Annotated in this window: 11 protein-coding genes; 5 read left to right on the top strand and 6 right to left on the bottom strand. The window is 64.0% G+C overall.

Features of this window, described 5'->3' with window-relative positions:
• Positions 1-63: 63 nt before the first annotated feature.
• Together AC0L21_RS09335 and AC0L21_RS09330 are read left to right on the top strand one after the other, a co-directional pair.
• On the top strand, positions 64-240 hold the full coding sequence (locus AC0L21_RS09335; RefSeq protein WP_245286308.1) for a hypothetical protein: 177 nt from the start codon (positions 64-66) through the stop codon (positions 238-240).
• 80 nt (positions 241-320) lie between these two features.
• Entirely contained in the window at positions 321-1781 is a 1461-nt protein-coding gene (locus AC0L21_RS09330) for a carboxylesterase/lipase family protein (protein ID WP_473260459.1), read from the top strand.
• Between the two features lie 17 nt (positions 1782-1798).
• On the opposite strand, the gene AC0L21_RS09325 is transcribed toward AC0L21_RS09330, so the two are convergent.
• Positions 1799-1978, bottom strand: a complete 180-nt coding sequence (locus tag AC0L21_RS09325) for a hypothetical protein (protein WP_027519499.1) — start codon at positions 1976-1978, stop codon at positions 1799-1801.
• A 158-nt stretch (positions 1979-2136) separates the two neighbouring features.
• Here AC0L21_RS09325 and AC0L21_RS09320 point away from each other — a divergent pair, with 158 nt between their 5' ends.
• Positions 2137-2931, top strand: a complete 795-nt coding sequence (locus AC0L21_RS09320; protein ID WP_473260454.1) for a DODA-type extradiol aromatic ring-opening family dioxygenase — start codon at positions 2137-2139, stop codon at positions 2929-2931.
• Positions 2932-3026: 95 nt separating this feature from the next.
• Here the strand turns inward: AC0L21_RS09320 and AC0L21_RS09315 are convergent, their stop codons facing one another.
• The 3 genes from AC0L21_RS09315 to glgC all read right to left on the bottom strand — a co-directional run bounded on the left by AC0L21_RS09315 (position 3027) and on the right by glgC (position 6244).
• Positions 3027-3287, bottom strand: a complete 261-nt coding sequence (locus AC0L21_RS09315; RefSeq protein WP_247500855.1) for a SemiSWEET transporter — start codon at positions 3285-3287, stop codon at positions 3027-3029.
• Between the two features lie 222 nt (positions 3288-3509).
• Positions 3510-4985, bottom strand: coding sequence for a glycogen synthase GlgA (glgA, locus tag AC0L21_RS09310; protein WP_473260452.1), 1476 nt, complete (start codon positions 4983-4985; stop codon positions 3510-3512).
• On the bottom strand, positions 4982-6244 hold the full coding sequence (gene glgC, locus AC0L21_RS09305; protein ID WP_007613273.1) for a glucose-1-phosphate adenylyltransferase: 1263 nt from the start codon (positions 6242-6244) through the stop codon (positions 4982-4984). Before glgC ends, glgA begins: the two co-directional genes overlap by 4 nt.
• Positions 6245-6579: 335 nt before the next feature.
• Here glgC and AC0L21_RS09300 point away from each other — a divergent pair, with 335 nt between their 5' ends.
• Complete coding sequence (locus tag AC0L21_RS09300; RefSeq protein WP_473260450.1) at positions 6580-7017, top strand: hypothetical protein; 438 nt, start codon at positions 6580-6582, stop codon at positions 7015-7017.
• Positions 7018-7221: 204 nt separating this feature from the next.
• Here AC0L21_RS09300 and AC0L21_RS09295 read toward each other — a convergent pair whose 3' ends face one another.
• Positions 7222-7401, bottom strand: coding sequence for a hypothetical protein (locus AC0L21_RS09295; protein ID WP_473260448.1), 180 nt, complete (start codon positions 7399-7401; stop codon positions 7222-7224).
• 202 nt (positions 7402-7603) lie between these two features.
• Here AC0L21_RS09295 and AC0L21_RS09290 point away from each other — a divergent pair, with 202 nt between their 5' ends.
• Positions 7604-10675: an ATP-binding protein gene (locus AC0L21_RS09290; RefSeq protein ID WP_473260445.1), complete on the top strand. Its 3072-nt coding sequence runs from the start codon at positions 7604-7606 to the stop codon at positions 10673-10675.
• Positions 10676-10683: 8 nt separating this feature from the next.
• Here AC0L21_RS09290 and AC0L21_RS09285 read toward each other — a convergent pair whose 3' ends face one another.
• The gene (locus AC0L21_RS09285) at positions 10684-11778 is read right to left on the bottom strand and encodes a catalase family protein (protein WP_473260443.1); all 1095 of its coding nucleotides are present in this window, start codon (positions 11776-11778) and stop codon (positions 10684-10686) included.
• Between the last annotated feature and the right edge of the window lie 122 nt (positions 11779-11900).

Below are 11900 nucleotides of genomic sequence, written 5' to 3'. Positions count from 1 at the left end.
CGGCTACAAGCCACGCGTTCTCAGGGCGTCATGACAGAGTTGAGTGAGCGGACCAAAGCGAACATGGACGTTGTCCTGGAGGAGACGTGCCGCCAACTGCCGCACGGCGGTGATCACGACAGCCGCAGGTTCATCGCCGAGCGGCTGATCGAGGCGGCGCGGTCCGGTCACACCACGCTCGGTGAGCTCGGCATCATCGCACGCCACGCACTGGCGGAGCTTGCCGCCAAGCGGAGCTAGGCGCAGCCGCGGCGCTTGCCTCGCAGCGGGCCACGGACATAACCTGCTCAAATCCTTCCGCGCATCGAGATGCTCCGAAGATGCGGTCCGTGTTCGCGCTGTTTGCGACGTCTCTGGTCCTCTGTTGCGCCGGCCCGGCCGTGGCCCAGCCGGTCGGCCAGTTTCCATTTGCGCTGACGCGCGAAGGACAGATGCTTGGCGCCGTCGAAGGCGAAGTAGCCTCGTTCAAGGGGCTGGCTTATGCGGCCGCGCCGATCGGGCCGCTGCGCTGGCGTCCGCCGCAGGCCGCGCCCGAGAGTTCGGAGATGCGCACCGCCTATGCGTATGGCGCGCCGTGTCTTCAGCCGTCGCTGCCGGGATCAAGCGAGGATTGCCTGACGCTGAACGTGTTCCGGCCGTTCGGGGTCGACGGCCCGCTGCCGGTGATGATGTTCATCCACGACGGTGCTTTCGTCAGCGGCACCGCGAACGATCCGCTGTTCGACGGTGCCAGGCTCGCGCAGGCCGGCCTCATCGTGGTGACGGTGAATTTTCGCCTCGGCGCGTTCGGCTGGCTCAGCGATCCCGCGCTGTCGGAAGATGGCTCCGGCAATTACGGCCTGATGGACCAGATCGCGGCGCTGCATTGGGTGCACGACAACATCGCGGCCTTCGGCGGCGATCCCACCAACGTCACCTTGTTCGGCAGTGGCGCAGGCGCGACCTCGATCGCGCTGCTGATGCTGTCTGAGCAATCGCGCGATCTCTTCCGGAAAGCCATTCTGCAATCGATCCCCGGCCGTGCGCGCCTGCGTTCGGCACAAGAGGCCGAGATTGTGGGCCGGCAATTCGTGGCGGCGCTGGGGCGACAGGCCGATTTACGCACAGCCGAACCGCAGCGCCTGCTTGCCGTCGAAAAGCATCTGTTGGAAAAATCGCCGCGCAGCTTCGGGCCGACGATCGATGGACGTCTGGTGAGCGAGGAGGTCGCCGCGGGCTTCGCGGCCGGACATGAGAGCCGCATTCCCCTGATCATCGGCTCGAACGACGACGAGACCGGTTTCGACGGCGAGCTGGATATCCGGGAAGAGCTGGCATCGTCAGGCACCACCAGCGATGAGCTGCGCAGGCTCTATCCGGACCTCGCCAGACCTTCCGGCCGCGCGGCAAGGTTCTACACCGACAGGGTGTTCTCCGAGCCGGTAAGATTGCTGGCGCGCCTGCATGCTGCAAGCGGTGCGCCGAGCTTTCGATATCGCTTTGCCTATGTGCCGGAGGTACGGCGCGCAAACCCCGAGGGCGGTCACGGGCGAGAATTGCAGTTCATCTTCGGCGTGGAAGGCATGCCAGGTGCGGGCATCTTGTCACGAGCCGATCGCGAGGTCGCAAATCGCATGCGCGCCTACTGGATCAATTTCGCCAGGAGCGGCGATCCCAACAGTCCGGACCTGCCCCATTGGGACGCGGCTGCAGGCAGCGATCGCCTGCTGCTGATCGCGAACGATCGCATCGCGAGCGGAGACGACCCCTGGTCGGAGCGCCTCGACCGGTTCGGGCGTTAGGGCAGGTTGAGTTGGACTTAAGCCGCGAGCTCGACCCGCGGCGCCGGGCTCAGCCGGTCTTCCTCCAGATAATCCATCGCGCCGTCTTTCTCGACGGCGTAGAATTGCTGGCCTTCCTTCGATCTGTAGGCGGCGCGCACGACGCCGCGGCGGCCCTTGTCACTGTTGACGACGTCCCCCAACGCAAACTTCTTCATTTCACGTCCCTGGCTGCTGGCCGATTCCTTCGGCTACGCCGAGGATTCTGGGCGGAAAATCGTTAACGTCTTGCTAACCATACCGGTTTGCCTATGCTCACGGCCGATCGCGCGGGCAGCTCGCACGCGCATGTCGCCAATGAAACGAGCCTTCGCCCATGGTGCGATTTCCGACCTTCTTCCTGTCGCATGGCGGCGGTCCCTGGCCCTTCATGGAAGACAGGCGGGTGCAATATGCGAAGACCGCCGAGGCGTTCGGCCGGCTGCCGCAGCTCTTGCCGGAGAAGCCCAAGGCCGTGCTCGTCATCACAGGACATTGGGAGGCTGACGCCTTCACCGTGTCCACCTCGGCGCATCCGCCGATGGTGTACGACTATCACGGTTTCCCCGAGCACACCTATCACCTCAAATATCCCGCGCCGGGGCGGCCCGAGCTCGCCGCGGAGGTGAAGGCGCTGCTCGTTCGCGCGGGCGTCGATTGCCGGGAGGATCCCAACCAGGGGTTCGATCACGGCACCTTCGTGCCGCTCGGGCTGATGTATCCGAACGCCGACATGCCGATCGTGCTGCTGTCGCTGAGATCGAGTTACGATCCGGCCGAGCACATCAGGGTGGGGCAGGCGATTACTTCACTGCGGGACGAAGGCATTCTGATTGTCGGCAGCGGGCTGACCTATCACAACATGCGCGGGTTCGGCCGCGCGGAGTCGAAGCCGGTCTCGTATGATTTCGAGGCCTATCTGAACGAGGCGATCAGCCACAAGGATGCGGCGCGCCGCAATGCGATGCTGGTTGACTGGGAGAACGCACCGAGCGCGCGCCTGGCCCATCCGCGCGAGGATCATCTGCTGCCGCTGATGGTGGCCGCCGGCGCCGCCGGCAGCGACGTGGGCAAGCGCGTCTTCGTCGACGAGGTCGCGAATGTTGCGATGGCGTCGTATGTGTTCGGATGAATCGTAGGGTGGATTAGCGAAGCGTAATCCACCATCGGCGGCAGTGAAGGCGGCGGATTACGCCTTCGGCTAATCCGCCCTACGCAGCTCCGAGCTCATCCGTATTTCAGCTTCATGAACAGGATGCCGCCGGCGAGCACCATGGTGACGGCGTTGGCGGCGACGAGGGGCGCATCGCCCGACAGCAGGCCGTAGACGAGCCAGAGCGCCAGCCCCAGCACCATGACCAGGAACATGCCGAGCGAAATATCGCCGGTGGAGCGGGTCTTCCACACTTTGATGGCTTGCGGCGCGTAGGCCACGGTGGTGCAGGTCGCGGCGGCAAAGCCGATCAGCTTGATCAAGAACGGGTCCATGACGGCTCTATAGCATTGATTCGACGATGGTGATGGGTCTGGAACGGCGATCCAGGCGACAGCCTGTGCGCGCGCCTCGTCCTTCGAGACGGCGCTTACGCGCCTCCTCAGGATGAGGCCAAGCAGCACCGGGGCTGTCAAAATCGCTGCCGCGTACTCCGCCCTCATCCTGAGGAGCTCGCGGAGCGGGCGTCTCGAAGGATGGGCCCGCAGGAACGCTATTCAAAGCGACACGCCTGTCTCCTCAGGCGCGCGCGGCATGAGGCCACGATAGAGCGCGGCATAGTCACCGGCGCGGTTGCGCCAGGACACGTCGGTCGCAAGGCCGCTCAGTTGCAGCCGGCGCCAGGTCAGCTTGTCGTGAAAGGCGATGTTGGCCTTGCGCAGCGTGCCGGCGAGGGCATCCGCGGTGACGGGTGCGAACTTGAAGCCGGTGGCATCGTGGCCCGATTTGTCGGCCTCGCCGATATCGACGATGGTATCCTCAAGGCCGCCGACGCGCGAAACGATGGGCACGGCGCCGTAGCGCAGCGCGCAGAGCTGGGTCAGGCCGCATGGCTCGAACCGTGATGGCACGATGAGCGCGTCCGAGCCGGCCTGGATCAGATGGGCCATGATCTCGTCATAGCCGATCACGACCCCGATGCGGCCGGGGTTCGCGCGCGCAACGGCCTGATAGCGATCCTGCAGATCGCGGTCGCCGCTGCCGAGTAGCGCGAGCTGCATGCCTTCGCGCAAAATGGTCGGAATGGCTTCGAGCAGGAGATCGAGCCCCTTCTGCCACGACAGGCGGCTGATGACGCCGAGCAATGGCGCTTCGTCCGAGGAATCCAGATTGAACTGTTGCTGAAGCACCGCCTTGTTGGCGGCCCGGAACGTGAGGTCCTCCGCGCCGAAGCGGTAGGCGATGTGCGGATCTTCTTGCGGATTCCAAACGGATACATCGATGCCGTTGAGGATTCCGCTCAGCACGTTGGCGCGGGCGCGAAGCAGGCCGCCGAACCCCATGCCGCCCTCGTCGGTCTGGATCTCCTGCGCATAGGTCGGCGAGACCGTGGTGATGCGATCAGCGAATTGCAGGCCCGCCTTCAAAAAACTGATGCCGCCGAAATATTCGAGGTCGTTGACGCCGAAGGCGCGCCAGGGCAGGCCAATCGAACCGATCAGCTCGGGCGCGAACTTGCCCTGATAGGCCATGTTGTGGATGGTCATCACGGTGGCGGGCCGCGGCCGGTTGTCGTAGTGCAGATAGGCCGGCGCCAGCCCGGCCTGCCAGTCATGGGCATGCACCACGTCAGGCACGAAGGCGGGAACGAGGCCGTGGCCGATATCGGCAGCGATGCGCGACAGCGCGGCGAACCGCACGCCGTTGTCCGCCCAGTCGACGCCTTCGGGCGTCACGTAAGGGTTGCCAGGACGCGCGTAGAGATGCGGCACGTCGAGCACGAACAGATCGAGGCCGTCATGCGAGCCGGCGAGCAGACGCCCGGGTCCGCCGAAATAATCCGGCCAGCGCCGGATTTCGTCAGCTCCCCCCAGCACCCGCATCACGTCGGGATAACCCGGCATCAAGGTGCGCATCTCGACGTCGTGCGCCTTCAGCGCGATCGGCAGCGCGCCCGCGACATCGGCGAGGCCGCCGGTCTTGACGATGGGATAGACCTCAGAGGCGACCGCGAGGACGCGAACAGGCGTCATGTATTGAGCCTGTCGAGCATCGGCTGGGTGATGAGCGAAATGCCCTGCTCGGTGGTGCGGAAGCGTCTTGCATCCAACTCGGGATCCTCGCCGACGACGAGCCCTTCCGGGATCTCGACGCCGCGATCGATCACGACGTTCTTCAGGCGCGCGCCGCGGCCGACATTGACGTAGGGCATGATCACGGCGTTCTCGACATTGGCGTAGGAGTTGACGCGCACGCCGGTGAACAGCAGCGAGCGCCGCAGCGAGGCGCCGGAAATGATGCAACCGCCCGAGACCAGCGAGCTCACGGCCTGGCCGCGCCGGCTCTCCTCGTCGTGGACGAATTTTGCCGGCGGTGTGATCTCCGAGTACGACCAGATCGGCCAGGCGCTGTCGAACAAATCGAGTTCGGGGACCACGTCGGTGAGGTCGATATTGGCGGCCCAATAGGCGTCGACCGTGCCGACGTCGCGCCAATAGGCGCGGGGGTCGCTGCCGGAGCGGACGCAGGAGGTCGAGTACTGGTGCGCCATGGCGCGGCCGTTCTTGACGAGGTAGGGGATGATGTCCTTGCCGAAATCGTGGTTGGAGTTCGGATCCTCGGCGTCGCGCTTGAGCTCCTCGAACAGGAATTTCGCGTCGAACACGTAGATGCCCATGCTGGCCAGCGAGACGTCCGGCTTGCCCGGCATCGGCGGCGGATCTTTCGGCTTTTCCAGGAATTCTTTGATCCAGCCGTTCTCGTCGATATGCATGATGCCGAAGCCGGAAGATTCCTGGCGCGGCATCTCCAGGCAGCCGACGGTAACGTCGGCGCCGCTGTCGACATGCTGCCGCAGCATCACCTCGTAATCCATTTTATAGATATGGTCGCCGGCGAGAACCACGATGAAGCGGCAGGCGTGGGATTCGATGATGTCGATGTTCTGGTAGACCGCATCGGCCGTGCCGACATACCACATGTTTTCGGAGACGCGCTGGCTCGCGGGGAGGATGTCGAAGCTCTCGTTGCGTTCGGGACGGAAGAAGTTCCAGCCCATCTGAAGGTGCCGGATCAGGCTGTGCGCCTTGTACTGGGTCGCGACTGCGATGCGACGGATGCCAGAGTTCACCGCGTTCGACAGCGCGAAATCGATGATGCGGGATTTTCCGCCGAAATAGACCGCGGGCTTGGCACGCCGGTCGGTCAGCTCCAGGAGCCGGCTGCCGCGTCCGCCGGCCAGGACGAACGCCAGCGCCTGACGGGCAAGCGGCTCGGGTCTCGCGGCACTCATGTCATTCTCCCACAACTCTGGCGCTCGCGAGAAGCCTCCCGGCCGCGCACATTTGGAACCGATAGTAACGGCACGAATAGTAAATCGGGAAGGTGGTTGTTGGTTGCGAATGCGCCGGAAGCTTAATGCTTTGCCGCGGTGATCGGGCCCCAGGCACCGTCTTGCCGGTGTCACACGCGGCGAGGTTGTCGAGCCCGTCGGATACCGGTTGATCAGAATGGAGGCATGTGTCTTGTGCGGTGCACGCAAAACTCGAGGCTTTGACCTCGCGCCAGGATGCCCGATGATGGCGCTGCGATCCATCTCCAAGCCAAACGTCAGAAAGGAGTAAGACGATGAGGGTCTGGAAAACGGCAGTTGCCGGTTCGCTCGCCGCAGCGGTGATGGCGGGGGGAATTCAGCAGGCGGCGGCGGCTCCGCTGCCCACCAATGTCGCAACCATGAAGGCCGCCGTTGGCGATGATGTCACGCAGGTGCACTGGCGCGGCCGAGGATTTGGATGGGGTCTCGGCGGCCTTGCCGCTGGCGCGATCATCGCAGGTGCCATCGCCAGCAGCGCGCCTTACGGCTACGGCTACTATGGCGGTGGGCCCTACTACGGCGGCTACGGATACCCGGGCTACGGCTATGGCTATGGTTATGCGCCGGCCTATTACGGCTATGGTCCGGCCTATGCCTATCCGCGCTACTATCGGCCTTACCGTCCGTATTTCGGCCCTCGTTACGGCTACTACCGGCCGTATTACCGGCACTATCACCGCGCGTATTGGTGATCGATCAAACGGGTGGACCCGCTCGCCGCAGGGCGACGACGCTGGAGGGGTTTGAGGGCCGCTGGACGCAAGCGGCCCGATCGGCTTGCGCGCGTTGAACCCGGTGATGCGGCACGACGAGCCGGCCATGCCCTCCCACGACAATCCCGATGCAGATCGCGACGATGATCGCGATCTCGATGCACCATTCGAGCGGTCCCGACCTCATGGCAGGGCGATGGTGTTGGCGAGGTCGGGCCCGGACAGGCCCGGGCCGCCGCACGCAAGATAGATGGCGAGGAGGAAGATGCGGCTGAGGACTGTGAGGCTCAATATGACCCTGACGTCGTAATGGCGAAGGGCAAAAGCGAGAGGCGGGATCGCCAAATGTCTTAAAATGCTCATGGCCAACTCCTTGCCAAATTTCAGGCATCGACTGCCTGTCGACGGAAATGACAGCGTGATGAAAAGGCCGTCCGACGCCTTGCCGGCGTCTCTGAAATGGACAGGCCAATGCTAGTGCCGGCGCAGGGCGCAGGTCTTTATCGCGTCCTTACATTTGGCTGAGCTTTCCCTTAAGGTGGGGGAGCATCCGGGGGTTGGAGCCGTGCGTACAGACGCGCTTGCCTTTGGTGAATTCCGCCTCGACCGGGCCAACGCGCTATTGTGGCGAGGCGGGGAGCGGATCGCGCTGGCGCCGAAGCCGTTCGAGGTTCTTTGCCATCTTGTCGGTCGGCCCGGTGAGCTCGTCACCAAGGAAGAGTTGCTCGACGCGGTCTGGTCCGATCTCCACGTCAGCGAGTCGAGCCTCGCGGTTGCCGTGAACGCGCTCCGCTCGGTGCTCGGCGACGACAGGCAATCGCCCAATTACATCGAGACCGTCACGCGGCGCGGCTATCGCTTCATCGCTTCGGTCGCGACCGCCGACTTGCCTGCGGCCGAGCGGGCGGCCGAGGAGGAGGCGGCGTCCGCCACGGAGCAGGTGGTCGATCGACGCCGGCACTGGAGGGTCGGGCGCAACGGGGCACTCGATACGCTGGACAAGGCGTTGCAACTCGCCCGTACCGGACAGCGTCAGGTCGTCTTCATCACCGGCGAGGCCGGGATCGGCAAGACCACCCTCTTGCAAATGACGCTCGACAGGATGAACCAGCAGGGACTGGGCGTGCTGCACTGTAGCTGCAACGAGTTGTTCGGCACCCATGAGGCCTTTCTTCCGCTGATCGGAGCCCTGAACGAGTGCTGCCGTCGAACCGATGGAGCATCGCTGCTGACGTCGATCCGCGAGCACGCGCCGACCTGGCTCGCACAAATGCCCGGATTCCTCGGCGAAGCAGACCGGGCCGCATTCCAGCGCGAGGTCTTTGGCGCAACCCGGGAGCGCATGCTGCGCGAATTTGCCGATCTCATGGAACATCTCGCCGTCAGCCGGCCATGGGTGATCATCCTGGAAGATCTGCACTGGAGCGACTTTGCCACCGTGGATGTGCTCTCCCGGCTGGCACGGCGGGATCGGAGGGCGGCAATCCTCGTGCTGGCCACCTACCGGCCGATGGAAGTCGCCGTCGGCGGACATCCCATCCGTGCGGTTCACCAGGACTTGCGGATTCATGGACACGCCACCGAGCTCGCGCTCGATCGACTGACCGGGACCGACGTCGAGCGCTATCTGTCCCTGCGCTTCAGCTCGGCCGATTTTGCCAAAGAGCTGGTCGAGCGTATCTTCGCGCGAACCGGCGGGCATCCTCTGTTCGTGTCGTCTCTGCTCGATCATCTCGTGGCGCAGGGCGCGCTTGTCGAGCACGAATTGGGCTGGCGGCTGGTCAGCGAAGACGCGGCCTCGCATGACAGCATGCCGGGCGATCTGGAAGGAATGATCAAGCAGCAGATCGATCACCTCACCGTGGACGAGCGCTGCCTGCTCGAGGTCGCCAGTGCGGCGGGAGCGGAGTTTTCCGCGCTCCATATCGCCGGTGCGCTCGACCGTCCCGTGCTGGATGTCGAGCAGATGTGCGAGGACCTGGCGCGGACCGATCGCATTATCGTCGTGGCCGGCATGACCGAGTGGCCGAACGGAGGCGTCTCCGGTCGCTATACGTTCCGGCACGCGCTTTACCAGGAGCTCCTCTATCAGCGGCTTGCGCCGGCGCGCCGCACCAAAACCCATGTGCTGCTTGGGGCGGGGCTCGAGCAGGGCTACGGGCCGCAGGCTGCGGAGATCGCCGCCATTGTCGCGCGTCACTTCGAACTGGGCCGCGATTTCCCAAAAGCGATGCATTATCTGGGCGCGGCGGCCGAGGGCTCGGCGCGAAGGTTCAGCACGCGCGAGGCAGCCAATTACCTGTCCCGCGCTTTGGAACTGGTGCCGCATCTGCCGCCGGAGTTTCGGGTGACGACACGTCTGAAGTTGCTGCTTCAGCGCGCCTGGGCCTGGCGAGCCAGTGGAGATTTCCTGAATTCCCTGCAGGATCTCAACGCAGTCGTCGCGCACGCGGCGGAGAACGGGCACGTGCGCGAAGAGGTGAACGCACTGGTCGACCTCAGCAGATTTTGTCTCTACGTCGATCGACGCCAGAGCCTGCCTGTTGCGGAACAGGCTCTTGTCAAGAGTAGGACGATCGACGACGCGGCATTCAGCGCTCTGGTGCAGGGGAACGTTGCCAATTTGAAGCTGATGCTCTGCGGCTGGGATCGCGAGAATGCGGAGCTTGCCGAGCGTGCGTCAGCACTGATCACCGGAGAGCAGGATCTGAGCATGCGGCTGCGACGCTGCTCGATGGAGATGGTGCTGGAATTCCTGCGCGCGAATTATCCGGCCTGCTGCGATGCGACGACAAGGGGTAAGGAGCTCGCCCGCCTGGTCGGTGACGTCTATCTGTTCGTGCTCTATGAATCGGTCGAGGCGTTTGCCCAGATTTATCTCGGTGAATGGGGGCGGGCGCAAAGAAACGTCGTCTCCGCGTTGGCCATCTCGGAGCGGAATGCAAATCCGCAGGCCGTCGCGCTGTGTCATCTCACGATCGGATGGCTGTATTCCGAGGCGGAGGAATATGGCAGCGCGTCACGGCGTGCGGAGGATGCACTCGGCCCGATGATCGAGGCCAATCCGTTCACCTTCTTCGTTGGCAGGAACCTGCTGGCGCGAGCTTATGTCAAGATGGGCGACCTCACTCGGGCGCGGCAGCATCTCGATGCGATGGAGCGGCGAATGGAGGTCGATCGGGTGCCGATGGAGTCGCTGGTCATCCCCCATTATTGGCTCACTTGCTGCGACTATTGGATCGCGACCGGCGATCTGGATCGCGCCCAGAGTTCGGCCAGCCAGTTTCACGAGGTGACGAGCGCGGCACCCGACCGGCCGTTTCTCGCGCTGTGCTACGAGGCCATGGCGAGAATTGCGATCCTGAAGCAGGAGACGCAACTCGCCGGCGCGCATTTGTCGACGGCCATTTCGATTCTCCGGCATACCAGGCTGCCGCACGCCGCCTGGCGCGTTTATCGCACGACAGCGGTGCTCTATGGGAGCCTCGGACAAGCGCAAAGGGCTGCCAAGTGGCGGGACCGCTCCAGCCAGGTGATCGCATCGCTGGCGGAGACGCTTGATCCCGGCGATCCGCTGCGCTCGGCGTCCTTTTTCGACGCAGGCCGGCACACCCGGCCCGATATTGCGGGACGGTGATCGTCGTCTCAAACCGGCAGGTCCGCGATCTCTCGCGGTTCTTCGGGCGGTTGCTTGACCATGCCTTGATTTTGCTGCTGCCGCAGCGTGCGGGAGGCACTGTAGGCATCCCTGCGCAATCGCATGATCGAGCCGAGCGGCTGATGCGCGGCCAGACATCGCCATGGATCGAACGAAAGCACCTCGTCGGAATAGACCCGACGTGCGGGGCTGTCGGCGGTCTGGCGCGGAAGCGTGATCTTGCCGAGTGCTTGCGGCGGCGCGACGTCCTCGGGCCAGTCGATCGAGGCATCTTCGATCGGTGTTCGCTCCAGGTCGGTGCAGAGCTGGGCAGATAATTCGTACTCGGCCGCATTGTCCTTGAAGAAGGCAACGACGCTGTTCAGCACGGCATCATCGGAATCGTGACAGGGCTGGCCGGTGAGTTGGCGAACCGAGGCCGAGATCGGCACCAGGCGAAGCCTTGCGATATAATCGCCAAACCGCAATGCTCCCTCTGTGTGAAAGGTTTCTCCGAGGATGTTGCTGCCGGCATCACCGAGCGCTTTCAAGACGATCGGGATCGGAATGCCTGTTCTGTCCGATGCGGCGACCAGCGCGCGCGCGAGAAAGCCTATGGGTACGTACGCCAGATCAGGCAGGAACAGGGTGCGCTCGACATGGTGCTGTGCGCGCATATAGGCCATCGCATCCGCGAAATAGCTGGGGTGATTGACGAGCAGAAGATCCTGGTTCGTCGTATCGTCGTCGCCGAGCGCCTTGGGCCCAGTCACACCCAGGACCTTGATGGCAAACCCCCGCGGCGAACGTACGCGATCGCTCCTGTTGAATGCGGTGGAAAGGCGGACGATGATCGGGAAGCGGCCAGCCTGCTTGAACAGGCCCTGGCGCAGATGATCAGGCAAATCCTCGTAGACGATCAGCTCGCCCCGGAGATAGCCGGCGCCCTTGGCGTGCTGCTGTCGGGTCCCGTGCTTGTCTTTGCGAAAAGTGAGATCGCTCGTTCGCGAAATCGAGGCAACGATCTCCTCGACGGCGGCCGCTTCCTCGGGCCGGATGTGTTCGACGGACGGATCGTAACGAAGATACTGATCGGCTGACATGGCGCTGGTCTCCAGCCCGAAGGTCGCCTTCCCATTGCAAGCGTCGACGGCCGCAGGGCGGATCACTGTAAGCCCGTCCAGTCGCGATCGGCAACCCGAGAGCGAGTTGTGATTGCCTGGAC

This window comes from Bradyrhizobium sp. WSM4873, from assembly GCF_055811355.1.
Note: the sequence above shows the minus strand (reverse complement) of the source record. Positions and strands in the feature narration are given on the sequence as shown.

Coding starts and splice junctions, on each gene's coding strand:
- AC0L21_RS09285 (WP_473260443.1), bottom strand. CDS start 11,778: ATGTCAGCCGATCAGTATCTTCGTTACGATCCGTCCGTCGAACACATC.
- AC0L21_RS09325 (WP_027519499.1), bottom strand. CDS start 1,978: ATGAAGAAGTTTGCGTTGGGGGACGTCGTCAACAGTGACAAGGGCCGC.
- AC0L21_RS09320 (WP_473260454.1), top strand. CDS start 2,137: ATGGTGCGATTTCCGACCTTCTTCCTGTCGCATGGCGGCGGTCCCTGG.
- glgC (WP_007613273.1), bottom strand. CDS start 6,244: ATGAGTGCCGCGAGACCCGAGCCGCTTGCCCGTCAGGCGCTGGCGTTC.
- glgA (WP_473260452.1), bottom strand. CDS start 4,985: ATGACGCCTGTTCGCGTCCTCGCGGTCGCCTCTGAGGTCTATCCCATC.
- AC0L21_RS09300 (WP_473260450.1), top strand. CDS start 6,580: ATGAGGGTCTGGAAAACGGCAGTTGCCGGTTCGCTCGCCGCAGCGGTG.
- AC0L21_RS09315 (WP_247500855.1), bottom strand. CDS start 3,287: ATGGACCCGTTCTTGATCAAGCTGATCGGCTTTGCCGCCGCGACCTGC.
- AC0L21_RS09335 (WP_245286308.1), top strand. CDS start 64: ATGGACGTTGTCCTGGAGGAGACGTGCCGCCAACTGCCGCACGGCGGT.
- AC0L21_RS09295 (WP_473260448.1), bottom strand. CDS start 7,401: ATGAGCATTTTAAGACATTTGGCGATCCCGCCTCTCGCTTTTGCCCTT.
- AC0L21_RS09330 (WP_473260459.1), top strand. CDS start 321: ATGCGGTCCGTGTTCGCGCTGTTTGCGACGTCTCTGGTCCTCTGTTGC.